Origin of the sequence: Thermoleptolyngbya oregonensis NK1-22 (assembly GCF_032705245.1) — a bacterium.
Lineage (GTDB): Bacteria > Cyanobacteriota > Cyanobacteriia > Elainellales > Elainellaceae > Thermoleptolyngbya > Thermoleptolyngbya sichuanensis.
Window position 1 is genome coordinate 2,789,273 of record NZ_CP053540.1, and the last position, 25,713, is coordinate 2,814,985.

Annotated in this window: 19 protein-coding genes; 6 read left to right on the plus strand and 13 right to left on the minus strand. The window is 53.4% G+C overall.

What is annotated here, in order from left to right; translation table 11 throughout:
• Window positions 1–88: 88 nt before the first annotated feature.
• Window positions 89–949: a mechanosensitive ion channel family protein gene (locus HNI00_RS11990; protein WP_316786439.1), complete on the plus strand. Its 861-nt coding sequence runs from the start codon at window positions 89–91 to the stop codon at window positions 947–949.
• Window positions 946–2,718: an ABC transporter ATP-binding protein gene (locus tag HNI00_RS11995; protein ID WP_316786442.1), complete on the plus strand. Its 1,773-nt coding sequence runs from the start codon at window positions 946–948 to the stop codon at window positions 2,716–2,718. Before HNI00_RS11990 ends, HNI00_RS11995 begins: the two co-directional genes overlap by 4 nt.
• Here the strand turns inward: HNI00_RS11995 and HNI00_RS12000 are convergent.
• The 8 genes from HNI00_RS12000 to HNI00_RS12035 form a co-directional block, all read right to left on the minus strand.
• Window positions 2,715–3,503 carry a glycosyltransferase family 4 protein gene (locus HNI00_RS12000; protein WP_316786445.1) on the minus strand — a complete coding sequence of 263 codons (789 nt, stop codon included), beginning with the start codon at window positions 3,501–3,503 and terminating at the stop codon, window positions 2,715–2,717. The two genes, HNI00_RS11995 and HNI00_RS12000, sit on opposite strands and share 4 nt — an antisense overlap.
• A gap of 595 nt (window positions 3,504–4,098) precedes the next feature.
• On the minus strand, window positions 4,099–5,430 hold the full coding sequence (locus HNI00_RS12005; RefSeq protein WP_316786447.1) for a glycosyltransferase: 1,332 nt from the start codon (window positions 5,428–5,430) through the stop codon (window positions 4,099–4,101).
• 22 nt (window positions 5,431–5,452) lie between these two features.
• Window positions 5,453–6,289, minus strand: a complete 837-nt coding sequence (locus HNI00_RS12010) for a WecB/TagA/CpsF family glycosyltransferase (protein WP_316786449.1) — start codon at window positions 6,287–6,289, stop codon at window positions 5,453–5,455.
• 319 nt (window positions 6,290–6,608) lie between these two features.
• Window positions 6,609–7,733 carry a dTDP-glucose 4,6-dehydratase gene (gene rfbB, locus HNI00_RS12015; RefSeq protein ID WP_316786451.1) on the minus strand — a complete coding sequence of 375 codons (1,125 nt, stop codon included), beginning with the start codon at window positions 7,731–7,733 and terminating at the stop codon, window positions 6,609–6,611.
• Between the two features lie 99 nt (window positions 7,734–7,832).
• The gene (locus HNI00_RS12020; protein ID WP_316786452.1) at window positions 7,833–8,909 is read right to left on the minus strand and encodes a glucose-1-phosphate thymidylyltransferase; all 1,077 of its coding nucleotides are present in this window, start codon (window positions 8,907–8,909) and stop codon (window positions 7,833–7,835) included.
• Window positions 8,881–9,870 carry a dTDP-4-dehydrorhamnose reductase gene (gene rfbD / locus HNI00_RS12025; RefSeq protein WP_316786454.1) on the minus strand — a complete coding sequence of 330 codons (990 nt, stop codon included), beginning with the start codon at window positions 9,868–9,870 and terminating at the stop codon, window positions 8,881–8,883. The genes HNI00_RS12020 and rfbD overlap by 29 nt, the downstream gene beginning before the upstream one ends.
• A complete protein-coding gene (gene rfbC / locus HNI00_RS12030) occupies window positions 9,867–10,412 on the minus strand; it encodes a dTDP-4-dehydrorhamnose 3,5-epimerase (protein ID WP_316786456.1) in 546 nt (181 codons plus the stop codon). The genes rfbD and rfbC overlap by 4 nt, the downstream gene beginning before the upstream one ends.
• 124 nt (window positions 10,413–10,536) lie before the next feature.
• Window positions 10,537–11,796, minus strand: coding sequence for a glycosyltransferase family 2 protein (locus HNI00_RS12035; protein ID WP_420156206.1), 1,260 nt, complete (start codon window positions 11,794–11,796; stop codon window positions 10,537–10,539).
• A gap of 515 nt (window positions 11,797–12,311) precedes the next feature.
• On the opposite strand from HNI00_RS12035, the gene HNI00_RS12040 reads away from it, so the two are divergent.
• Window positions 12,312–13,658, plus strand: coding sequence for a glycosyltransferase (locus tag HNI00_RS12040; RefSeq protein ID WP_316786460.1), 1,347 nt, complete (start codon window positions 12,312–12,314; stop codon window positions 13,656–13,658).
• Here HNI00_RS12040 and HNI00_RS12045 read toward each other — a convergent pair.
• From HNI00_RS12045 to HNI00_RS12060, 4 genes are all read right to left on the minus strand, one after another.
• A complete protein-coding gene (locus tag HNI00_RS12045) occupies window positions 13,643–14,785 on the minus strand; it encodes a Gfo/Idh/MocA family protein (RefSeq protein ID WP_316786463.1) in 1,143 nt (380 codons plus the stop codon). The two genes, HNI00_RS12040 and HNI00_RS12045, sit on opposite strands and share 16 nt — an antisense overlap.
• A 290-nt stretch (window positions 14,786–15,075) precedes the next feature.
• Window positions 15,076–16,287: a Gfo/Idh/MocA family protein gene (locus HNI00_RS12050; protein WP_316786464.1), complete on the minus strand. Its 1,212-nt coding sequence runs from the start codon at window positions 16,285–16,287 to the stop codon at window positions 15,076–15,078.
• Between the two features lie 74 nt (window positions 16,288–16,361).
• The gene (locus HNI00_RS12055; protein ID WP_316786466.1) at window positions 16,362–18,743 is read right to left on the minus strand and encodes a GumC family protein; all 2,382 of its coding nucleotides are present in this window, start codon (window positions 18,741–18,743) and stop codon (window positions 16,362–16,364) included.
• A 228-nt stretch (window positions 18,744–18,971) separates the two neighbouring features.
• A complete protein-coding gene (locus HNI00_RS12060; RefSeq protein ID WP_316786468.1) occupies window positions 18,972–20,192 on the minus strand; it encodes a polysaccharide biosynthesis/export family protein in 1,221 nt (406 codons plus the stop codon).
• 872 nt (window positions 20,193–21,064) lie between these two features.
• Between HNI00_RS12060 and HNI00_RS12065 the strand changes: the two genes are divergently transcribed.
• The 3 genes from HNI00_RS12065 (at window position 21,065) to HNI00_RS12075 (ending at window position 25,038) form a co-directional block, all read left to right on the plus strand.
• Window positions 21,065–22,402: an oligosaccharide flippase family protein gene (locus HNI00_RS12065; protein WP_316786470.1), complete on the plus strand. Its 1,338-nt coding sequence runs from the start codon at window positions 21,065–21,067 to the stop codon at window positions 22,400–22,402.
• Between the two features lie 108 nt (window positions 22,403–22,510).
• On the plus strand, window positions 22,511–23,878 hold the full coding sequence (locus HNI00_RS12070) for an O-antigen ligase family protein (protein WP_316786472.1): 1,368 nt from the start codon (window positions 22,511–22,513) through the stop codon (window positions 23,876–23,878).
• A 284-nt stretch (window positions 23,879–24,162) separates the two neighbouring features.
• Entirely contained in the window at window positions 24,163–25,038 is an 876-nt protein-coding gene (locus tag HNI00_RS12075; RefSeq protein ID WP_316786473.1) for a LysR family transcriptional regulator, read from the plus strand.
• Between the two features lie 173 nt (window positions 25,039–25,211).
• Here the strand turns inward: HNI00_RS12075 and HNI00_RS12080 are convergent, their stop codons facing one another.
• Window positions 25,212–25,601 (minus strand): hypothetical protein, encoded by a 390-nt coding sequence (locus tag HNI00_RS12080; protein WP_316786475.1) that lies wholly within the window; start codon window positions 25,599–25,601, stop codon window positions 25,212–25,214.
• Window positions 25,602–25,713: the final 112 nt, after the last annotated feature.

Genomic DNA, 25,713 nt, shown 5'->3' on the forward strand with positions numbered 1-25,713 from the left:
GTGGTTCGGGATTAGGTTATAGAATGCGGACACCCGCCCCAAGATTAACCCCCCTCACCTCATACGCCATACTGACGATCTCCTGCTCATGACCTTTGATTTTGATCTGTTTAACCTCGATGCCTGGAATGCCCTGCTGCTGCAACTGCAATCCCTGGGCGTAGACTTTGGGCTGCGATTGCTGGGCGCGGCGATTATTCTAGTCGTGGGTCGCTGGCTGGCCAAGCAACTCCGCCGCCTAATCAAGCGGCTGATGACCCCGACCACGATTGACCCCAACCTGATTGCGTTTACCAGCAATCTGGCTGAATACGGACTGACGGCCTTTGTGATTTTGGCAGCGCTGGGGCAACTGGGCATCCAAACCACGTCGCTGGTGGCGGTGCTGGGGGCGGCGGGTTTGGCGATTGGGCTGGCACTGCAAGGGTCGCTGTCCAATTTTGCAGCAGGGCTGCTGATAGTCTTCTTTCATCCGTTTCGCGTTGGCGACTGGATCGAGGGCGGCGGCGAATCGGGCTTTGTGGAGGATATTCAGCTTTTTACAACGGTGCTGCGGCGGCTGGATAACAAGACGGTGATTATTCCCAATAACAGCCTTACTGGCGGCAATATCATTAACTATTCCACGAAGGGCATTTTGCGGGTGGATCTGGTGGTGGGCGTTGCCTACCACGAAGACATTGACCGGGTGAAGCGGGCGATCGCCGAAGCGCTAGCCCAAGATGAACGAATTCTCAGCGATCCGCCGCCGATGATTGGCGTTTTGGAACTGGCGGAAAGCAGCGTAGACTTTGCCGTGCGCCCCTGGACCCACACCGAACACTACTGGCCTGTCTATTTTGCCGCCTACGAAAACATTAAGAAAAAGCTGGATGCCGCCGGGATTACCATTCCCTTTCCTCAGCGCGATGTGCATCTCTACCCCGCACCCAAGGCTGAAGCCGTATGATCAGAGGCCCGTCCCCCATTGTCGCTGCGGAGCAAAAGCCCAAGCTCTCCACCCTGCGGCGATTTTTGCAATATTTCGCGCCCTATCGTCAGGAAATTCCCATCGCGCTCCTGCTGGTAATGCTTGGCGCAAGCACGCAGTCCATTGGCCCGCTGTTGATTGGCTGGGCGATCGACCACCTCATCTTGCAGGGCAACTGGCCGGGGCTGGCGCGGTTGCTGGTGCTGCTGGTGGTGATTTACGTGCTGGGCGTGGTGGCGATTCGGGGACAAATCTGGCGCATTGGCAACATGATGCAGCGGGTGCTGGGGCAACTGCGTCAGGACTTGTTTACCAAGGTGCAGAGTCTTCCGGTCAGCTTTTTTGACCGCAGCGAGGCAGGCGACCTAATGAGCCGTCTGCTGAATGATGTGAACACGGTGAATCAGGCCTTTGGGCTGACGGTGCCGCAAATGCTGGGGCAGACGTTTAGCCTGGTCGGCATCATCATCGCCATGCTGTCAATGAACCTGCAACTGGGGCTGCTGAGCAATCTGGTGGTGCCCGTGATGATTTTCACGACCGGGTTCTTTTCGCGCTGGGCACGGCGGCGGTTTCGCGTGGCGCGGGAGACCATTGGCGAACTGTCGGCCAAGCTGGAAGAGGACATTAGCAGCGTGCGCGAGGCGCAGGCGTTTAACCGGACGCAACTGAATATTCAGGAATTTGATAGCCTGAACGAGGCCAATCGCCGGGCCAATGTGCAGGCTGTGGCCGTGACCTCTGCCTTTTTGCCGTCGATTGATTTTCTGAACACGCTGGCGACGGCGGGCGTGATGGCCTATGGCGGCTATCTGGCGGTGACGGGGGCGATGTCTGTGGGCGTAGTGACGGCGTTTTTGCTGTATGTGCAGCAGTTCTTTCGCCCTATTCAAATTCTCAGCCAGTTTTATACGCAGGCGCAGTCTGGACTGGCGGGATTAGACCGAATCTTTTTGCTGCTGGATGAACCTGTGACGTTGCAGGATGCGCCGAATGCAACTGAGATGCCGCCGATTCGTGGAGAGGTGCGGTTCGAGTCGGTGTCTTTTGGCTATACGGAAAATCAGCGCGTGCTGCAAGAGGTGAGCTTAGTCGCAGAACCGGGACAGATGGTGGCGCTGGTGGGGCCGACGGGCGCAGGCAAAAGCACGATCATTAACCTGATCCTGCGGTTTTATGACGTGACGGAGGGCACAGTGAAAATCGACGGCATCGACGTGCGCCGCGTTACCCAAAGCAGCCTGCGCCGCCAGATCGGGATTGTGTTGCAGGATAACTTACTTTTTAGCGGCACGGTGGCGGAGAATATTGCCTTTGGTGCGCCCAATACCAGTCAGGCAGAGATTGAGGCGGCTGCCCAGACTGCAAATGTGCATGAATTTATCACCTCGCTGCCGCAGGGATATAGCACGCTGCTGGGGGAGCGGGGCGCACCGCTGAGCCAGGGACAGCGGCAGTTGGTCAGTATTGCGCGGGCGGTGCTGATTGATCCAAAAATTTTGATTCTGGACGAGGCGACCAGCAGTATTGACACGCGCACTGAAGCATTGGTGCAAGAGGCGATCGCCCGGTTGCTCCAGAACCGCACCAGCTTTGTGATTGCCCACCGCCTCAGCACCGTGACCCAGGCAGATCAGGTACTCGTGGTTCAGCAGGGGCAGATCGCAGAACGGGGAACCCACGCTGAGCTAATTGCCCAAAAGGGTATCTACGCAAACCTGTATGCGCTGCAACTGGGCGCAAGTTAGCGCAGCAGGGCCCGCTGGCGAACGGGAGTTGTCGGGCGGGCAGGTTGCTGGGCATTGTAGGCTTGCCAGAGCGAATCAGCCAGTTTCTTGGAGAACTGCTCTAGGTTAAAGCGCTGCTCGGCCAAAAGGCGGGCGCGGCGACCCATTTCGCGGGTTTCTTTGGGATTGTCCAACAGGTAGGCGATCGCTCTTTTCCAACCATCCACATCGCCTTCCTCGACCCACAGCCCAATTCCTTCTCGCTCCAGATCCACACCCACATAGTCGCTGCGCGTCATGGCGATCGCCTTCCCCATTGCCATCGCCTCCGTCAGCACCGTCAGACCAATCGCATTTTTGAACCTGGCTTTTTCCTCCACAACAGGAATCGCCACCGCGTATGCCTGCTCATAGAGACGAATAAAATCTCGCCAGTCAATCATATCTCGCAGGATGGATACATTACTGGGCAAATGCGCCTCGGCACTGCCGACCGCTCGCTGCTTTAGATGCTTGAGATCAATCTGACCAGCCCCACAAATCGTTAAGCCACAGTCCAAGTTTTCAAACGCCTTGACCAGGGTTGGATAGTCTCGATAAGACTTTCCAGGGCTAAGAATAAACCTCTCCCTACCAGCCTGTTCAGCCGCCGATTCAGTCAGATTGTCAGGCTGATAAAATCTCAAATCTGCACCCCATTCAATCAAATCTAGCTTTTGCCTGGGAACTCCAAAATCTTCCAAATCTCTCAGTAAAGATTCACTCAAGCACAGAATCTTGTTATTGCCTTCAATAAACGTTTTCACAAACAGCTTCCAATGAAACGCTTTTGTGCGAGGAGCCTGATACCCAATCGCCACAATTGGCTTTTTCAGAAACCCCAGAATGCTCAGAAAAGAAAGAAGTGTTGTGGTTAAATAATGCGCCGAATAGATTACATCATAGCGGCGACAATTTGCCAACAATCTAAGCTGCTGATCCAAATCTCCAAAAATCTTCAGCTTGCCACTGATTTTTTTGAGAAAAGCACTTCCTTGAAAGGGGAGAATATCAACTCTAATATCATGATGAACCAACGAGTCGTAGCCCCAAAGATGCTGAGACGGAGCGTTTCCATGCTCCTCTTGGAGCAAGTTCAAGATTCCAAGCAGGTCATAGTTATTGACTAAAATTGCCTTCATGATACTCTTGACAATTGCTAGCAGTCGCGTTCGTTAACAAATCCTCGAATAGACAATGGGCGAGTGTAGTCATGTCCAGTTGTCAAATAGAGAGTTTCAGAAACTTGGTGATAGAGATGTCGAGTTGCTAGCCTTGAAAGATGCTTTAGCTGCATGGAGAAACCTCCAAGAACTCCGATTAATACACTTTGGAAAATTTAATTTTTGAATAAGAGAAGACTTAACTCACATTTGAAAGCTGTCGCTGTCCTGACTGTGGAGTAGCCAAAGCTGGTTGAGTGATTCCAGCAAAAGCTAGCGTCCACTCAAAGCGCCGCTGCAACCATTCTTCTTGAGTATTTTGTTTTGCAAATTCAACAGCTTGGACTGCCATGTCCGCTAGCAAATCTCTATTCTTGCTGTAGTATGCAATCTTTTGAGACATTTCTTCGATGGACGGCCAGGCAACTGTATTGACCGCACCAGTGGCTGAAAGATCTCTGTAGTAGTAGGTATCAAATGCAAGGATTGGAATCCCTGCTGCCATCGCATCTAGGGCGCTGCGAGGCGTGTCTTCATTGAGCGGTGCTGCTAACAGCAGGTGATATGAGTAAAGCTTCTCAAAAAAGTCCTGGTTAAATGGAAGTGCGCCATGGAGAATGACTCTTTCGCTAATTTTCAAAGATTGTGCCAGACGCTTCAGTTCTTCTAGCTGCTCACCGCTACCAATGACGTGAAATACGACATCGCATCCGAACTGGTGATGGGCGATCGCCACAGCGTGAAGGCACCGATCAACTCCCTTGTAGGGCGTTAAACGTCCAAAGTAAACCACCTCTAGAGGCCGCCCTTGATCTTCTAGATTTAGTAACTTTTGAGCCAGCCGATCCCTTCCGATAATGTGATGCTTGCTATGCGCCGCGTCTAAAAAATTCTTCACGTTTGGCTTGCCTCTGCCAAAATCACGGCAGAGCTTTTCGCCTTTTAGCAAAATTAGTGAGCAGACTTTGGACGCGCAGTAAACTTGCAGTGCCCGAAAGCTGTCGTAGATATATTTGCAAAGTAGATAACTCTTGAGTGACCAAGTCCCTGTTTCATAGCTCATCTGAGCCGTGTTTCTGAAGTCAATGTCTACGACGTAAACTGTCGGCTTCTTAAGAATTCGACCCAGCAGTGTCGCTATAAACTCCATTGGAAACCAGATGTTTGCAGCCAAGCCAGTATGCAAGAGATCGCATTGCGAAATTAGGTTTCTTAATCTGTTTGAAACCCGAAATAGCTGAAAAAACTGCTGAGCTTTGGAAGATAAATCTTGAACTCTATACAGCGACTTGAATCGGATTCCTGCTTCAGATTCATCCACAACTGATAGCCATTGCTTCCTATGAGAATACTCTTCATCACTCATTTCAACCAGCCCAACCACAAGATGATTAAAGACGGGCGAAATCTTTTCTCTTAGCAGCATCAAGTGCTTCACAAACGCACTCTCTAATGCAACGGTTTGGGAATCGAGCCTGTAATAGTAAACAGGCAAAACCATCAAATAGGTTCTGGAATCTGAGTTTCTCATCCGTTCGAGGTTCCTAAAGCGTTTAACCGCCAACTTTCTGAGCGATTTTTTCTTGAGATTTGTAGGCTTGATGCGAGAGTGCAGAAAGGTGGGGAGAGCGATAGAGATTCAGCTTTTGCTTGAGGACGAGCCAAAAGAAAGGAAGTCCCTCAATCAGATAGCGTCGCCATAGCCGCCGGGGTTCAGACAGCAGGCGATGGAGCCATTCCAGACCCGCCTCGCTGATCCAACGGGGCGATCGCTGCTTATAGCCCGCCTCAAAGTCAATGGCTGCGCCGATTGCCAGAAAAATACGAACATTTGGGAGTTGATGTTTGTATTTAGCAATCCACTTTTCTTGCTTGGGGGCCCCTACGCCAACGGCCAAGACTGTTGCGCCGGAGCGATTAATCATGTCGATGATCTCGGCGCACTCTGTCTCATCTCGCTCAAAGCCAAATGAAGGCGAATAGGCTCCCACAACAATATCTCTGCCTGCTTTGGCATTCATCCGCTGCTGCGCTCGATAGGCAACTCCTTCACGGGCACCCAGCAGAAAGATCCTGATATCTTCGTTGTCTTTGTGGTGCTGACAAAAATCCGGCAATAGTTCAGAGCCAGAAATCTTTTCTCTAATTGGCATTCCCAAGAAGCGGGATACATAATATAAAATTTTGCTGTCACAAACTCGATAGTCCGCCTCTTGATAAACCCGATAGAAATCAAAATCTCGTTCTAGTTTGATGAGGTGATCGACGTTGGGAGTAAACACAACGCCAGAGTCTAACAATTCTAGGAACTCCTGCTTAGAGAAATTGTGTATTGAAATGCCCAGGATTTTAATTTCCCTTAGGGCACCAAACCCGTTACCAAGTTTCATGGCTAGTGATCCTGACGCTTAATGAATGACCAGTGTGAGTGCCTATCGGCTGGATCAATCAACACTCTTAAAGTCGATTAATAAATCGACTTGACAGTGTTTCAAGACGAGCTGATAAGGTGAATAAACCACAAATTAATTGGGCTTGTAAGTATTGATCGTAACCTTGTGACGAGATTTTTCAGGAGAAATTCTATAGCTATAGTTATTTCGGGCGATCGCCCTAAAAATGATTGTTAAATCAAACAAAAAGTATTGGCTGAAAGGATGATTCAAAAATGCAAACCCTGATGATTGAGAGATGAGCGATAACTGCAAACTAACAGCGGGTGGTCTGAAAAAGATCTGAAAATTCGGCAGATGTGTAAGGCAGGGTAAGCTTCTTCGACAGCAGCGGTTGCCACCAGAAAGGGTGCGCGAGATACCATTCCACAGTGCGCCGAAGCCCCGTCTGCCAAGTTTCCGCAGGTGTCCAGCCGAGCTGGGCTTTGATTTTGGTTGCGTCAATTGCATAGCGGCGATCGTGCCCTGGACGATCTTTGACAAAGGTAATTAAGTTGCGACTGGGGCGCACTGGCAGTTGGGGCGCAAGTTCATCCATCAGGTCGCAGAGTGCTTGCACCAAGTCCAGGTTCTTGACCTCGTTGTTGCCGCCGATGTTGTAGACTTCTCCGGGGATGCCGCGGGTCAGTACGGCTTCTAGAGCGCTGCAATGGTCGCCGACATAGAGCCAATCGCGAACATTTTGCCCATCGCCATACACAGGCAGCGGCCTGCCCAACAGAATGTTGATGCACATCAGCGGGATCAGCTTTTCTGGAAACTGATACGGGCCGTAGTTATTCGAGCAGTTGGTAATCAGCGTCGGCAGTCCGTAGGTGTGGTGATAAGCCCGCACAAGGTGATCGCTGCCTGCCTTCGATGCGGAGTAGGGGCTATTGGGGGCGTAGGGCGTAGTTTCTGAAAAAGCCGGGTCGTTGGGGCCGAGACTGCCATAGACCTCATCCGTGGAGACATGGTGAAAGCGGTAGTGATTGGGCTGCTGCTGCTCGTTCCAATGATCCCGGAAGGCTTCTAGAAGCGTGAACGTGCCGAGGACATTGGTCTGCACGAATGCCGCAGGGCCAAAGATTGACCGATCGACATGGGATTCTGCTGCAAAGTGGACGAGAGTGTCAATCGCTTCTTCTCGCAGCAGTGAATCAAGCGAGGGGCGATCGCAGATGTCTCCCTGCACGAATCGGATATTGTCTTCTTCAAGGAGTGACTCTAAATTTTGCAGGTTGCCTGCATAGGTCAGGGCATCGAGAATGACTAGGCGATCGCCCGGATAGGCCCTGTGCCAATGATGCACAAAGTTCGCCCCAATGAATCCTGCGCCACCTGTAATCAGCAGACGGCGAGTAACTGGTAGATGCACGTTATCCTGAATGGCTTGACTCATTTTTTAACCTTGACATTTTATCTTGACATCTGAACAAAAGAAGTCATTAACAAAATCGGTGTTTTCCCCATTCAAATCCTCTGCGCTACCCATGCTGTGCTACTGGCAAAGCTCGATATGACAGTCATCGCCCACCATGAACCGGAGGGCCTTTGGGCGTTGCGGCGCGGCTTTGATCTGAACCCGTTGACCGATTACGCTATCTACAATGCGCTGGTGAATTCCAACAACCGCAGCACCTTCCAAGACAACGCTGTGTTCCAAATCGGCATCGACTAATTTGACGCGATCGCCAATGCTGCTGTACGGGCCAATGAAGCAATTTTCCAGGTAGCAATCCCGACCAATTACAACCGGGCCGCGGATGGTGCAGTTGATCACCTGAGAGTCTGGTGCAATCTGGACACGACCGCTAATTTTGCTGGCGTTGTCGATGTTGCCTTCTAGCTGCGTACAGAGGCAGTCATCCAGGATAATCTGATTTGCCTCTAGCAGGTCGTCTTTTTTTCCGGTATCCAGCCACCAGCCCTGGATTTGCAGCGCTTCGACCTGCTTTTGCTGATCGATTAAGAATTGAATTGCGTCGGTAATTTCCAGTTCGCCCCGGGCAGAGGGCTGAATGCTGGCGATCGCCTCATGAATCCGTGGCGAGAAGAAGTAAATCCCCACCAGCGCTAGGTTAGACGGGGGACGCTTGGGCTTCTCGACCAGCCGCAGCACGCGCCCTTGCTCATCGACCTCAGCGACCCCAAAAGCGCTGGGGTTTGGTACGCTGCACAGCAGGGTCAATGCGTCCAGTCCCCTCGCTTGGAAGCATTCCAGAAACAGGCCCAGTTCCCCCTGCACTAGGTTGTCTCCCAGATACAAGACAAACGGTGAATCTGCTAGAAAGGGCTGCGCTATCTTAACCGCGTGGGCCAGGCCGGCGGGCTGTTCTTGGAGGATGTAGGTAATGCGAACCCCGAAGCGGCTACCGTCGCCCGTCTTCGCCCTTACCTCTGCGCCCGTTTCTGGGCTGATGACGATGCCGATGTCGGTAATGCCCGCAGCGGCGATCGCCTCAATCCCGTACCAGAGAATGGGCTTGTTGGCCACGGGCACCAACTGTTTTGCGCCAGTGTAGGTGAGTGGACGCAGGCGCGTTCCTTTACCGCCGGAGAGAATAAGCGCTTTCATAGGAGTGGGTATAAAGTTCAGCCAGCATCTTTTTCAACGATTGCCGCCAGTGGGGGGGATAGCCACCCAGCACCGCAGCGGTTTTTTTGAGCGACAAGACCGAGTAGGCAGGACGCTGCGCGGGCGTGGGATACTCCGCCGTGGAAATTGGCACAACCCGCTGCACCTGGAGCGGAAACCCAAGCTGACGCGCAATCTCAAAAATGGCCACCGAAAAGTCGTACCAGCTTGCAACGCCGCTATTCGTAAAGTGGTAGGTTCCCCAGAGCGATTCCTGGGAACTGCCATTGATAGGGGAACTGCTCTGCACCAGCAACCCATTCGGCAAGCCCTGATGCACCCGATCCGAAGTCGCACTAGAGCGCGATATCAAAATGGCGATCGCCTGGGCCAGGTCTGCCGCCCAAGTAGGAGCGCCCACCTGATCCGCGACTACACGAATCTCTGGGCGATCGCCCCCCAGCCGCAGCATGGTTTTTACAAAATTGCTCTTGCCCCAAGTGCCGTAGACCCAGGCCGTGCGGAGAATAATGTGGCGATCGCAGGACTGCCGAATGCCGATCTCCCCTGCCAGCTTGGAGCGTCCGTAGGCGCTGATGGGCCCGGTCAGAGCAACTTCCTGATAGGGCGTGTGGGACTGCCCATCAAACACGTAGTCCGTTGAGACATGAACCAACGATGCACCAATGCGGCTTGCAATCTCCGCCAGCGTTGTGGGCGCTTCCGCATTAATGGCGTGGGCGAGTTCTGGTTCGCGTTCTGCCTGATCGACGGCTGTGTAGGCGGCCGCGTTCACGATCACGTCCGGCTTGCATTCATAAACGGCCTGATAAATCTGGTCGGCTTGTGTGAGATCTAGGCAGCGTCGATCCAGGCTTTTAACGGTTCCAATGCAGGGTAACTTTCGCTGCAATTCCTGTCCCAGTTGTCCTGCGGCACCGATTAATAAAATCGAGGTCATGGGTATACCTCCGCCATTCTCAATGGCTGTCCTGCTTCATCTCTTGCAGACAGGATCGGCGGCGACTGGAGCGGCCAGGCGATCGCCAAATCGGGATCATCCCAGCGAATGCACCGCTCGTGCTGCGGCGCGTAATAGTCCGTCGTTTTATACAGCACCTCTGCCGTTTCCGACAGCACCACAAAACCGTGGGCAAAACCAGGCGGAACCCAAATCTGGCGGCGGTTTTCAGCGCTTAACTCCCAACCCACCCACTGTGCGAAGGTGGGCGATTGTCGGCGCAAATCGACCGCAACGTCAAAGATGGCACCTTGGATGACCCGTACCAGCTTCCCTTGGGGTTGCTGAATCTGATAGTGCAGCCCGCGCAGCACGTTCTGCATTGAGCGAGAATGGTTGTCCTGGACAAACTGTGCGTCCACACCCGTCTTATCTCTAAAAACCTGCTGATTAAAACTTTCGTAAAAGAAGCCCCGGCTGTCGCCAAATAGACGAGGCTCAAGAATTAAAACATCTGAAATTTCAGCCTGCGTAATTTGCATAGTGCTGTGCCCTGCTTGCCTGTCGATAACGGTCGTGACCGGCCTACTCGCTCTAGGTAAAGGTTGTAGATAAAAAAATCTGACACAGCGTTTACAATCAACGCTTGCTTGAAACGCTGTGCTGCTAATCTTCAGCAGTACGAAGCGTCTCGCGGTCAGTGCGAATCCATTTGGTTTGCGGACGGAACAGAAATGTGACGTAGAGCGGAATCTTCCAAAGAATGTAAAACGGAACAGCAAGGATCGCGCTCAGGGGCACGAGCGATCGCCCGAATCGATACCACCCCAACAGCACAGCGGCTAATAAAAACGCGCCTGCCAGTGCCAAAATCATCAGAGGTAAGATGGTTCCGCCCACTGCAAAACCCGCTATGGCAACCAAAACCGATGCTGTCCAGATCAGCACCAGTAGCGCCAGCGGCGGAACGGCCAGATCTATTGCCAGCATCAAGAGATCGAGCCGCTGCTGATGGATCGCTGCCTGCAACAGGCGGGGTACCTGCGTCTTCAAAGTTTGCAAATGACCATGCTCCCATCGCGTCCGCTGCTGCTTGGCAGACGTGCGCTGAGACGGCAGACAGCCCCCAATTTCCGCATCTGCACATAAGAGGGGTGCAGAACCCGCGATCGCCAAGTCAACCGACATCTGCATATCCTCAACCAAGTTTCCGCTAGACAGCGACACCTGGCGAATCACTGACCACGGAAAGGCCATACCCGTACCCGTCAGCCAGCAGGGAAGCCCAAGCTGCGCCATCCCCGCGGGACGAACCAAATTCTTGAACAAGAAGGCTAGAGCAGAAATCAGATCTCGCTGACTCGGAGCCTCAGGGGTCTGCATTAGATAGACTGCCTGAACGGGACGATTTTCTTGGAACGCCAACTGAGCAATTCGCTGAATGCTACCCGGACGTGCTACGCAATCTGCATCTACAAGAACGACGACCTCTGGACGCACAGCTTCGAGATGCCTTAGACCATAGTCCAGCGCATAGCCTTTACCAAGCCGATCTGGATCTTGGCGCTCAATCACCTTCACTCCAAAGGAACGAGCGATCGCCGCTGTCTGATCTGTGCAGTTATCTGCTACGACTAAAACCTGCTCAGGAGAATCAACCTCGCGGATGAGGTGATGCAAGCAGTCTGAAATGCCAAGCTCCTCGTTGTGAGCAGGCATAAGAACCATAAACCGGAACGAGCGATCGCCCGCTTCCACATCGCTTCGTATACCAGACCACGAATTCTCTTCTGAATACAGACGAGGCAGTCTGTCTGATGACTTCCGCGAAATCCGTAACGCCATTACACACTCAGTGAGTAGAACGGCGCAAGGAATCAGAACGACTCCAGACAGCAGAAGCAAGACCCAATCAGTGATGACCATAACTGCAACCCTGGAGCAACAGAGGAGCTTCAGTGAATACACTTAGCTCCGCTCGAATTTATTCTTTAGGCAACACCTGATTTTCGCAATATCTATACCTCAGATTCACGTAAACTTCATATTCAAGAATTGACAACTATGACGCGGGCGATCGCCTCTCTCCAAGACGGATCGGGCTAAAATCCCATGAATTCAAGCGTCTCGTGGGCTAGAAATGTTTCCGTGAATACACCGAGGACACTGCTGCATGGCTTTGTTCTAGATCATCAGCTTTACAGTTTCTACGTTTCAAGTTCATGTAAACTTCATAATTCTGAAAAGTTCCGTGCCAGGCCAAATCCCAACACTCCGTCTTTATTTCGCTCTGAACTGTTCACGTAAAACATAATTTTAGAAACACACAGAACTTGCACCGTCGGCCAACTTCTCGCCTTAGTGTTGTCCGGGACATCAATGCAGTGCTGCGATATGTCACAATCATTTGAACTTCATTTTTCTCTGAGTGCATCGCTGCTATGAAGATTGCTTACCTGATGAATCAGCATCCCTACGCAAGCTGCACATTCATCCGTCGAGAAATTCTGGAACTGGAAACGCAGGGAATTGACGTAACCCGTTTCTCGATTCGCATGCCAGAACTGGCGCTGACCGATGCGGCGGATCAGCAAGAGTTTCAAAAAACACGGTTTATTCTAGGCTCTAAATTTGACCTGCTGCTGAATGCGGTTCGCGGGGTGATGAGCCGCCCTCAACGGTTTCTCGCTGCGCTGCGACTAGCGCTCAAAACGGGCTGGAAATCGGATCGGGGGCTGCTGGTGAACCTAGTTTACTTAGCTGAGGCCTGTGGATTGCTGCGCGGCTGCATGGAAATGGGCATCGACCACGTACACGCGCACTTTGGCACGAATGCAGCCGCAGTGGCGATGCTGTGTCATGCGCTGGGCGGGCCGTCCTATAGCTTCACGGTTCACGGCCCCCACGAGTTTGACAAGCCAGAGGCGATCGCCCTCTCTGAAAAAATTCGCCACGCTGCCTTTGTCGTCGCCATCAGTTCCTTTACCGAAAGTCAGCTTTTTCGCTGGTGCGACTATCCGCAGTGGTCAAAGATTCACATCATCCACTGCGGCGTAGATGACTTATTCTTATCGCAGCCGTCTGTACCGCTGCCGCAGGAGTCTCGCTTTGTCTGCGTGGGGCGGCTGGGGGAGCAAAAGGGCCACCTGCTGCTGCTGGAAGCGGTGAGCCAGCTTGCAGCAGAGGGATTAAGGTTTAAGGTCGTCCTGGTGGGCGATGGGCCGCTACGGGCGCAGATTGAACAGCGTATCACTGCGCTGAACCTGCACGACTATCTGGAAATCACAGGCTGGGCGACCAATGCGGAAGTGCAGCAGCAGATTTTGGCGGCGCAGGTGATGGTGCTGCCCAGCTTTGCCGAGGGGTTGCCTGTGGTGCTGATGGAGTCGCTGGCGCTGGGGCGACCCGTGCTGAGTACCTATATTGCCGGGATTCCTGAACTAGTGGAGCCGGGAGTCTGCGGCTGGCTGGTGCCCTCAGGTTCCGTAACTGCGCTGGCAGCGGCGATGCGCCAGGTCTTGCAGACACCGCTGGCAGATTTGGAGCGCATGGGACAGGCTGGCGCAGCGCGAGTAGCTCAGTCCCACAGCGCCAGTGTAGAAGCGGCAAGGCTGGCGGCGTTATTCCAGCGCTACGTGAAGCATCCAGGACTTGCAGACATGGCAGACTCTATACAGGAACGGGACTCTAAGAAACGGGACTCTAAGGAACGGGAATCAGGGGCGATCGCCCTTCCTGGCAATCTCGAAAAAGTTCCTAGTCAGATTTCAAGTCAGATCTCGTCTTGAGGATATGCTAGACCCCACTGGCGACGCATCTCGTCCATTGTTTTTTGAATGGCCAGCGTCTCGTCTAGTGGCATGATCCTGCTCTCGATCTCGCCGCTGCGAAGACAGCGCATCACCTCGGCGGCTTCATAGCCGTAGCCATTCCCCGCGTATGGCTCCAGGATGGTTTTGGTTGGCTGGCGGAGTCGCTTGAGGAATGGATCGGCGAATTGCAGATAGAGGCGTTGCAGAAGGGAATTGTCTTGAACAGCGGATGCTACGGTTTGTTTCAGGCTGGAGGGACGATTCCCGCCTGAGGCTTGGCTTGAGCCATCGCTTGCCGCCGCAAACGTCGTCACCGAAAGCTGATGCGGCTTATAAAACGGCGCATGGATGCGAATTTGTCCGCGAGTGCCTGTAATCACAGCTTCGTTGCTGGCGTAGGTTCGCAGATTTGCCGACAGCATCGCCAATTGCCCGCCCGCATATTTCAGCAAATAGCTGGACTGTTCATCAACGCCTGTGGTGGCGATCGCCGCCTGACTGACCACGCTCTCCGGTTCCCCCAGCAAAAAGTACGCCAGCGACAGCGGATACACGCCCCGGTCCAGCAGCGCCCCGCCCCCCAGTTCTCGGTTAAACAAGCGACTGGACGGGTCAAACGCAGCCGGATAGCCAAACTCCGCCGTCAGCGTACACACTTCGCCGATCGCCCCGCTTTGAACCATCTGCCGGACTCGCTGCACCAGCGGCAAGAAGCGCATCCACATCGCCTCCATGCAAAAGAGATGCTGCTTGCGAGCAAAGTCAATCACCTCGCTGGCTTCCCGCGCATTCAGTGCAAAGGGCTTTTCGCACAACACAGGCTTGCCCGCCCCCAGACACAGCAGGCAGTCGTCGCGGTGGCGGCTGTTGGGCGTGCCGATGTACACCACATCCACCTCAGCATCCTGAACCAGTTCCCCATAGCTGCCGTAGGCTTTGGCTATGCCAAACTCTCGGGCAAACTGCTGGGCGCTAGAGGGGGTACGCGAGGCGATCGCCACCAGTTGCGCCCCCGGCAGCGGCCGCAGCCCCTCGGCAAACGCCCTGGAAATATAGCCCGTGCCCAAAATACCCCAGCGAATTGTGCGCGATGGTGCTTGCATCTCAGAAATTTAGCGCGAGAAATTGAGTGCGAATTGGAGTGCGAACCTTACGGCGGGACTTTAGTGCAAGAAATTGAGTGCGAATTGAGTGCGGGATTCTAAGAGGATGTTTGAAAAGTCCTACTGTTTGTAGCAAAGCGTGCAAGATCCCCTTAAATCCCCCTTAAAAAGGGGGACTTTAAGGCGGTTTCCCCCCTTTTCAAGGGGGGCTAGGGGGGATCTCTGAGTGCTTAACATTACAGGCGATACCTTTTCAAACAACCTCTAATGCGAAATTCTAGTGCAGGACTTTACTGTGGGCTTCTAGATGTGAAAGCTGCGACTTTCGCCGTGGACATTGGCTCCAATTGGGGCTGTTCCCGCGTCTCTGCCCCATCGCTGGCCCAGGGCATCGGCGCAATTGGCTCAAAGGTTGTGGTGAGCCGATAGGTTCGACTGGTTTCCATTGCGTTTTGAATCGCCAGCACGATTTCGTTGTTGTGCAGCGAAAAGCGGGGCGACAGGCGACAGGGACGACCTTCGGCGATCGCCGCTGCCATTTCCGCCACGCCACGAGCAAAGTCCATCTGCTGAGAACCCTTATAGTTAAACCGTTTGCCCCCTTTTCTCAGCAGCGGGTAGCGCTGTTTGATCGGACTCATAAAGGCTTTGCGGCGCAGGGTCACCATCCGCTGGATGTATACCGGGTCTTCGTAATACCAGCAGTCGTGAATGCCCAACACGCCGTCGTCGCCAATGATTCGCAGCCCGTGGTCGTGGGGGGCTACAATGCCGCAGGTGAGCCGCGCCACCACGCCAGAGGCAAACTTGATGCAGGCAACAGAGAAATCGGGCGCGTTCACCGCCAGCGGCACGTCCGTTTCCTTGTCGGGAATCAGGCAGGAGGAAAACGCCGTCACCGACTCTGCCGGGCCAAAAAATGCCGTGAGCCATGTCACGTAATAGCCTGCGTGTTCCAGCGTGCAGCCCACTTCAAATTCGTCCTTGTAGGGCCAGGGCACGCCCGATTCGCTGACCCATTTTTGGTAAGGCATTTTGTGAACCAGCCCGTCGTCCATTTCGGCATAGACTAGGCGCACCTTGCCGATGCGATTTTCCCGCAGCGCCCGCCAAACGGTTTGCGCTGTTTCGCCCAGCACGCTACACGGCGCTGAAGCAATCAGCAAGCCACGACTTTCAGCCAGTTCAACCAGTTCGGTTGCGTCTGCCATGTCCATCGCCAGCGGTTTTTCAGAATAGACGTGTTTGCCAGCGGCCAGGCAATCTCTGGAAACCTGGTAATGGCTGCGGGGATTGGTGAGGTTGAGGACGATATCCACGTCGGGATCTTTTAACAGATCGTCGAACGTGTCATACCGAGGGACGGAATGGTATGCAGAAAAGCGCTCGGCACGTTCTGGAACGCGATCCATCACGCCCATCAGCTTGAGTTCTGGATGTCGCTGTAAGGTTTTGAGATAGTAGTCTGCAACGAATCCACAACCAACAATCGCAATCCGCATTACACCCTCCACCGCTAAATATTTAAGTTGAGCTACGCTCGATACACAGAAAAAACAGCTTTTTTGAACCGTGTCTAGCTTCTGGAATGATGAGAACCATTACCGCCGCTGGAATTACCAGAGCTGCCATTCAGCAGGGCGCGGGCGGGTTCCTCCACCATGCGGGCCTGTCGCCGCAGCGGGCGCGGATGGGTGTTGTAGTAGCCCAGAGAGGCGATCGCCCTGGGGTTGGGATGATTGGCAACCACACCTAGACTCGGTAGGCGATGGACGCTCAGGGATTGTAGGGCTTGCATAACGTGCGATTTCTTAGCCTGACAAACGCTCACCACCATGAGAATGCCGTCGGTATTTGCGGAGATGAACTCTGCATCCGTCAATCCCAACAGGTGGGGTGCGTCGTAGATCACCAGGTCGTAGGTCTGATGCAGCCTGAACATGACGGTCTGCATGTGTTCTGATGCCAGCAGCCGGACGGCTTCTAGCGAGGGTTGCCCAGCAGTCAGCGCGAACAGATTGCGGACGCTGGTGGGTTGGATCAAGTCATCGGGCTGCACCTCACGCAGCAGCACATCACTTAAGCCCGTCTCGTTCTCTAGCCGCAGCCGTCGATGCAAGTCGGCATGGCGGAGATTGCTGTCTACCAGCAGCACCCGCTTGCCCATGCTGGCAACGACCTGGGCCAAGTGCAGGGCGATTGTGGTTTTGCCCTCACTGGGCGAGGCAGAGCAAACGGTAATCGAGCGAATTGGCGCACCGTCCGACATAAAGCAGAGGTTGGCATAGAGCGAACTGAAGGCTTCCTTAAACAGAGAAGAATCGAGGCGATCGCCCGTTGCGGTTGGCGGAACCTCCGCTTGCAGATGGGCAGCGCCAGCGTCGTAGGGCACCACGCCAATGACCGGCAGATCGATCGCGTCTTGAATGTCCTCTGTTCTAAAGAAAACGTTGCGGAACTGGTCAAGTAAGATAGCCGCCAGCAGCCCCAGCAAAATCGAAGCGCCGATCGCCCCTAGCAGTTCTCGGTTGCTCTTGGCAAAGGGAATCGGGCGGCCCTGCCCGTCTTTCGGCAGCGTCGGGGGCGACACCAGCTCCCACGGCACCTCCGTCTGGGCCGATTCAATCTGAAAGTTTTCGCGCTGGGTAAGCAGTTGATCCAGGCTGCGGTTGGAAATCTCAAGCTGCCGCAGGATTTCGCTGTATCGCCGCGAGACAGCAGGAAGCTCCTGAAAGCGGTTTTGTATCTGTGCCTGAATGCCTGCAATTTCGGCGCTGCGGGCCTGCAACACGCGAATCTGGTTGATAGCCGCTACCATTTCTTCGATTAGCTTGAGCCGAACAGAGTTCTGGAACGCCTGCACGCGGGGATTGCCCGTGCCCTGCCCCAGATTTTGCCCCAAGATGCGCTGTGCCTCCTGCGCCATCAGGCTCGAAAGATTGCGCTGCTTTGCCCGCAAATCCAGCATAATCGGGCTTTCTTCGCTAAACTGTGCCGACTGGGTGGCGATTTCGGCTTCTAGCTGCTGCATCTGCTCTTGCAGCTTCAGATAGCCCGGTTCTTCGCTGAGGGCAGACGCGGCGATCGCCTCCTCTGGGGTCAGGTTCAACTGTTGCCGCAGCGAGTTATACAGCGTTACCTGTTCCCGCAAGAGTTTGCGCGTTTCCCGCTCCTCTGCCGCAATCTGGCTCACCTCTCCCGACAGCAACGTTCCCTGCTCCTTGGGGTCAACCAGGTTATATTCCTCTTGCAGCGCTTGCAGTTGGTCTTGCAGCGAGTTCACCCGGTTTTGCAATTCTGGCAAGCGGTCTTCAACGAATTTAATACCTTCGCTGTAGCGGGTCTTGCGGTCTTCCAGGCTGTATTGCAAATAGCGATTCGACGTTTCCCGCAGCACTGTCGCCACTAGTTCGGGGTCGGAGTGGACATAGCTGACGCGAAGAATTTTGGTCATATCCGTATTCGTCTGCCCTTTCCGCTCCACCGTCAGCCCCCGTTGGAGCATCCCCACGTTGAAGTCTGGATAAGACTTTTGCACCTCCTGCACGATCGACTCCAGCATTCCGGGGCTTTGCAGCACGGCAATCTGGCTGGGATAATCCAGCCCGCCAAAGGAATGCTCGGTTGGCACGTTATTGCCCGTTCGCGTGACTGCTAGTGGATCGACCACCCGCGCCTGTGTATTCAGCGGCTCCACCAAAAGCTGAAACTCGCCCAAGTAGGTGGGGGGCGTGGTGGCATATCGCAACGCAGCCAGACTGCTGACCAACCCTACGATGCTCGCCGTTAGCCAGAAATTTCGGAAGATGCTGCGCCGATACGTACCAATGTTCAGTCCCTTTCGCATCAGGCGGGCAAACTCATCGGCATCGCTGGCAGAATTTTGGCTGAGCAACTGGCTGATCAGCTGATTGCTACTCTCCAGGCGGAGCGGCTCGTGACGATTTTCTGGGTTCATACCTGACTCAACTGACGATTGGAGGAGTTACAGAAGACTGGCACAACGCACGGATAAAAATACGAAAAAAACATGAACAGCTTGCTGAACGCTATCAATGCAACATGAATGCAACTCAAAGAATAGGAACGGGCGATCGCCCCACACTCTCATTCACGCTCACTCACATACGCTCACTTACACACGCTCACTCACAGTTTGGGAACGCCATCGAACCCTGCACCAAGATTAGTTCCCGCCAAAAATTCGGAGGATGCTAAACACCCCCACAAACGGATTAATCGGCCCCAATAGCGTATTCAAAAAGTCTCCGGTTCGCGCCAGCCCAGAGCGACCCACCACCACAATGTCGTTGTTTCTCAGGGCCGGATTGGTGGCTTCGTTGACCTCGGCGGAGAGATCTACCTGAATTTCTCGACGGACGGCCGAACCATCTGGGTTGATGCGAATCAACTGCACTTCGCTGGTGCGGGCGCGAGTCAGGTCAAACCCGCCCGCCGCCAGAATCGCCTGATTTAGCGAAGTGTTGGACTGTAGCGCCAACGTTCCGGGAGACTTCACTTCCCCGACGACGTTAATTCTGACCGTTTCGGGCGAAAAGTTTGCGGCGGCCAACTGGACGGCTTCGCGGGGGTCGAGGGCGCTGACTGTCGGCACGATCAGCGTGTCGCCATCTCGCAGGGGAATGTCCTGATCCAGTTCGCCTGCCTGCAAAAATGCCCATAGGTCAACCCGAATCACCTCCTGGCGATTTCCCAACTGCGACCGGCGAATCTCGATGTTGCGGATATCGGCTAATTGAGTGATGCCGCCTGCGGCCTGGATGGCCTGCGTCACGGTGCGAATGGGAGCGGCTGCCCCATCACCCTCGATTGTGCCGCCCGCCGATTGCCCGGTGGTGTATGCGCCGGGACGATTTACCTCGCCCACTACGCCGATGCGAACCGGGCGCGGGCTGACCAAGCTGACAGTAATCGACGGTCGGTGGATATAGCGGCGATAGCGCTGCACCAAGGCTTCCGAAGCCTGTTCTGTTGTCAAGCCCTGCAAAACCACCTTTCCAACCCAGGGCAAGGTCAGGGAGCCGTCGGACAATAGGGTATACGTTGTGCCGCTGAGATCGGCGACACCAAAAACATCGACCCGCACCTGATCGCCCGCCCCCAGCGTGTATTCGGTGCTGGCTGCTTCTGCCGGAATCGCTGCCGCCGCACGAGAGGGAACTGTTCCGCTGGATTCGTAGGGCACAGGCTCAGGTAAGGACTGGGCGGTGGATGGCAGCGCTAGGGCGATCGCCCCCATCCAGCAGCCCAGTCCTAGCCCTGCTAGCCCAAGACCTGTGTTCCAAACACGCCCTAAGAAATTCCTGAATTCCCCTCCAGTGTCATCCCCAGCCCCAATAGCAGAGGCCCCACTTCGGGAGTAAATGCGTTCCTGATAACCCGACATAAGGCACGCTCCTTGCGACTGATGCCCTGTCATTAACCTGGCTTTAATAAGTTCTGTGAATCGAAGCAAACAGATAATACCAAACCTGTTCCGGGGCAAACGGTATCATTGCGCCTAATCCCGTAAATTTTGGGCGATCGCCCAAAAACAGAACCGCTCGGCAACAGCGATGAAATCCAGAACTGGCAAGGACTACGGGTTTCCTCAGAAAAGGTATCCAGAATTTTATGAAGTTTTGATGAAGGGCCGTGAAATTACTGACAAGCCCCCAGCTTCACCGATATAAGTTAGCTATACAAAAAGAAACAACTGGCAAACTGGCGTTATTTTGAGTCTGATTGAGTCTGAATATTGAGTCTGATTGAATCTGAGTCCAATTGAGTCGGCAGACTTTACAAGCTCTGCTAGAGGGGGATGCGAGGGCGATTAGAGGGGGATGAGAGGGCGATCGCCCGCTATTCTGAGAGGATGTTTGAAAAGTCCTACTGTTTGTAGCAAAGCGTGCAAGATTCCCCTAAATCCCCCTTAAAAAGGGGGACTTTAAGGCGGTTTCCCCCCTTTTTAAGGGGGGCTTAGGGGGGATTTCTGAGTGCTTAACATTACAGGCGATACCTTTTCGAACACCCTCTTACGTCGGTTTTTATGCTTAAAGTAGATCTTCTACTCTTCCTTCTAATCTTCTAAGAGTAGTTTTAAGAATACTTTCGGAGTGGCTCTCAAGTTATTTTCAAGTTATTTCCAAATTATTGTTAGAAACACATATCCAAACAGGCAACTGTATCGCAGCGAACTAGCACTATCTGATGGAATGCGACGAAACTGGTGAATGAATTTGGACGGGTTTGGATTAGCAAAGTTGCTTAGGCAGGGTCATGGCATCTATTAAACAGTTGGCAATTCGCGGGACGGCCTGGGTTGTCCTGACCTACGGCATTTCCCTGGCGCTGCGAATTGGCAGCAACTTGATTCTGACCCGCCTGCTCAACCCGGAAATGTTCGGGAAAGTCAGCTTGGTCTGGGTGTTTTTGGGTGCGCTAGTTTTGTTTTCGGACTTAGGAGTTGCTCCTAGCATTATTCAAAGCAAGCGCGGCGATGATCCCGATTTTCTAAACACAGCCTGGACTATTCAGGTGATTCGGGGATTCATTTTGTGGGCAGGCAGTCTGCTAATTGCGTGGCCCGTTGCCAGGTTTTATGGACAGCCTGAACTGGTCTTGTTGCTACCGTTTATGGGGCTTTTTCTGGTCATTGATGGGTTCAACCCGACCAAGCGAATCACGCTCAATCGCCAGCTTTCAATGCGGCATATTTCCACCCTTGAAATCAGCGCCCAAGTGGTTTCGGGTGTCATCTTGATTATTTGGGCCTGGCTGAGTCCATCAATTTGGGCGATCGCCTCTGCGGGAGTTATTTCTGCGGTTATCACGCTGATTCTGAACATTTGGAGCATTCCTGGCCCGCTAAATAAGTTTGCCTGGGATAAGTCAGCCGTTCGAGAAATCTTGAACTTTGGCAAGTGGATTTTTGCATCCAGCGCGATGCATTTTCTGGCGACCCAGACCGATCGATTGGTGCTTGGAAAACTCATCACCCTCTCGATGTTTGGGATTTACAATCTTGCCCTGGGAATCGCAATTTTACCCTCTACGCTGATCGAAAAGGTCGGCGGCACGGTGATCTTTCCGTCTCTAGCCAAGCTGATTCATCTAGAGCGGACTGAACTGCGGGCCAAGATTCTCAAAAACCGGGGATTGGTATTGGCAGCAATTGGAATATTGCTTGCTCTGCTAGTTAGCACCGGAGACATTATTATCTCCATCATGTATGACGAACGCTACCGTCAGGCAGGGTGGATGCTATCAGTCCTCTCCTTAGGAATTTGGCCCCTAGCACTGACGAATACAATTGGGCCTGTCCTCCTGGCGCTGGGCCAGTCTCAATATTCGGCGTTCGGCAAGTTTTTGAGTTTTCTGTTTCTAATTCTGGGAATTCCGTTGGGCGCTCACTTGGCAGGCGATTTTGGAGCAGTGGTTGCGGTTCCAATCAGCAACATCCCCATCTATGCGGCAAACCTTTATGGACTCTGGAAAGAGCGCCTGCTTTGTATCGGACAAGACCTCAAACTAACGCTTGTTTTTTTGGCTATTCTGGCTCTATTTCTGACCGGTCGAGCCATCTTTGGGGTAGATTTTCCAGCGCTTAGCTCCTGACTCTCAACTTCTGACCCTTAACTCCTAAGTCTCAATACCTGGAACGAAAAGCTCATAACATCGATGATCATTCCTCCTGCTCCCGCACTGCTTGCATGGGTTCCGATCGTGGTTAATTTGTTTCGACAGTTGTCGATTCAATGGGCGATCGTCGTGAGCTTCGTGACGGGGTTTCTCTATCTGTCTCAGTTTGAATTTGAGCTTCCGCTTCTGATTCCGGGAACTCGAATGGCTTTCACTACCTATGCAGTTTTCTTGGGAATCATCCTGTTTAATGCGGAAGCAAAGCGCCTGTTTTCCTTTCGCCTAAGCTGGTTTGATTTGCCGATGATCGTGTGGTGGATCTGCCCGTTCCTTTCGTCTATCTCGAACGACTTGGGCATTTTTGACGGCTTGAAGGAGCTAGGCGCTCAAAGCGTAAATTGGGTCTTGCCCTATCTATTAGGCAGAATTTATCTCCGTGATTTGGAGGGACTGAGAAAGCTTTGTCTGGGCATTGTTGTGGGGACGCTAAGCTATATTCCACTTTGCTGGATTGAGATGCGTCTTAGCCCGATCTTGCACCAGACCATCTATGGATTTGATGGCTCAGGGGGCCGGATTGGTCAAAACGTGATTGAAGGCGTTGGCTATCGACCGATTGTGTTTCAGGCGCACGGGCTGGTTGTGGGGGCCTGGTTTATGTCTGCTGCTGTAATTTCAGTATGGCTTTGGAAAAGCGGCACAATCAATCGTCTGTTCGGGCTTCCCTTTAAGTGGCTGGCGATCGCCATCGTGGTTCAGTCTTTCCTGACGCGATCGCTGGCGGCGACGGTGTTTTTCTGTGTCGGCGTGTTCATCTTTTTTGTCAGCAGATATTTGAGAAACTTTTTGCCGCTGCTAGCAATTTCGTTCTGTATTTTGATTTATTTGCATAACGGCATCTCAGGTTCCCTGGCAAAAGATGGCATTACCGCAGCCGTTAGCGGCGTGACTTCTGAAAGCAAGACGGAATCCCTGCAATTTCGGCTCAATTCTGAGGATGTTCTAGTGGACAAGGCCAATCAACGAATGTGGTTTGGCTGGGGGGGGTATGGGCGAAATCGCGTGATTGATCACAGGGGCTATGAGTACATCACCGATAGTTTGTGGATTATCGTGTATGGCACTCGCGGACTGGTGGGATTAGTGAGTCTTACGCTCGTTTTTTTGTTGCCCAGTCTGGTGCTAATCTTTTATTTCCCCACAGGCGCTTGGCATCATCGCCGGCTTGCGCCCGTGGCGGCCCTGTCCGTCGTACTCGCGCTCAACATGGCAGACGCTCTGCTGAATGCCTTTCCCCATCCGCTGCTGACGATTTCAGCCGGGGGCATTTTGGGCTTGTTTGCCGACCACACCGAGTCCAAAACGCTGGGCATTTCGCTGAAAGCAATCGAAAGTCCCGTTTCTGCAAGCTCAGCGATCGCCCCCTTCTCCCAACGCAGCAGCGTGAAATAGGGCGATTGCTTTTCGAGCAAGTACAGCGCCGCGCTGCAAACCCATCCAGAGGTTGTAATAGCTCATGCAGAGGTCGTATCGCTTCTATCTGCATACGCTGCCTGACGCTGCGTTCTCGTAACCATTCGCCAAGACTGAGCGCCCCAAAACTGTCGCCCAAGATTCGCCACGCCTCCTGTCTTCCCTTCTACAATGGCTGGCGATGTCTGTTGGAATTTGTTGGAATTCTTGCCATAGGGCAAGTGAACTAGGGCAAGTTGCTAGACGCAAACAACCAAAACCAGATGAAGCTATCCCAGCTCCGCATTCTCGTTGCCGTGGCGGAGCAGGGTAGTTTTAGCGAGGCAGCGCTGCACCTGGAAATGTCGCAGTCTGCTGTCAGTCATGCGATCGCCGCTCTAGAAAACTTCCTGGGTGTGGTGTTGTTTAGCCGGGGGCGACATGGGGCACGGCTCACGCCAGTGGGCGAAACGGTACTTGTCCATGCCCGCGAAATTGTGGTGCGGGCGGATGCGATCGCCCAGGCAGCGGAAGATGCCAGAGGCTTGAAACGGGGACAAGTGCGGGTTGCTTCTTTTCGCAGCGTTGCGACCAACCTGCTGCCGTCTGTGATTGCCCAATTTCACCAGCAGCACCCCAGCATCACTATCAACCTGTCGGAACACGACAACTATCCCCACGTCGAGCAGGCCCTCCGCGAAGGGCAGTCCGACGTGGGGTTTACGTTTATGCCCACCACCGAAGAGTTTGAAGTCTGGCGAGTCTTTCAGGATGAATTTATTGCGCTGCTGCCGTCTTCGTTTCAGCCTGCGGGCCCACAGCTAACCTGGGCAGAACTGTTGCAGCACCCACTGATTATGCCGCCCAGAGATTACCTCATGATGCGCCCCGTCTACGACCATGCCAAAACCTTAGGGCATTCGCTAAAGGCTGACTATGAGGTGGAAACCGATGCCACGATCGTCAGCCTTGTGGCGGAAGGGTTGGGTGCTGCGATCTTGCCGCGACTTGCTGCGGAACCTATTCCTGCGGGCGTGAAAACCTACAGCCTGCCTACGCCCCTAGAGCGATTGATCGGAGTCGTGACGCTAGCAAATGCCTTGCTGCCGCCCAGCGTCTATGCGTTTTTGGACGTGCTGAAGAAACAGTATCAGTCTTGATAACCGTCTGAATGTCACGAGACACCCAGCCGTTAGCACGGGTCTGAAAGGTTCTGGCATCGCTATAGCCAACGCTGAGACAGGGAGATTGGAGATTAGACAGTGGGATTAGACAGTGGGATTAAAGAGTGACCTCATACCGTGAGATTAGACAGTGAGATTAAACAGTGAGATTAGACAGTGAGATTAGACAGTGAGGAACTGGGGGTTTGGGAATACCGCGCTTCCAGCCAGACTCGCAAATCCGCTTCCGAAACGCAATTCACTGACTTTCCGGTTTTTGGATCATAGGCATTCCACAAAACATCCCCGTGCCCATCCTGCGATCGCCACACGCGCGGCTCATCCGACACATCCAGAGCGGCGATCGCCCTTTCCCACAGTCCCTTCAGCCTCGTATTCCAGTTGCGTTTGGGGGTTGCCGTCCGATGAAAGATGCGCTCCAGGGTTTCAACATGGTGTCGATTTTGGTGCCAGTTCAGACGCGATTGGGATTCGGACTGAAATCGTTGCTGAGGGTTTGCCGGAAATTCTGATTGCCCGTGCCCTAATTGCCATTTCATAAATATCTACCTCCTTTTTGATATCTCCAGTCTAGAAAACAGTATCTTAAGATACAAAAAGTAGGCTCCATAGCTTCCATGAATAGGTTTGATAGAGTCTCTCAAGGGCTAG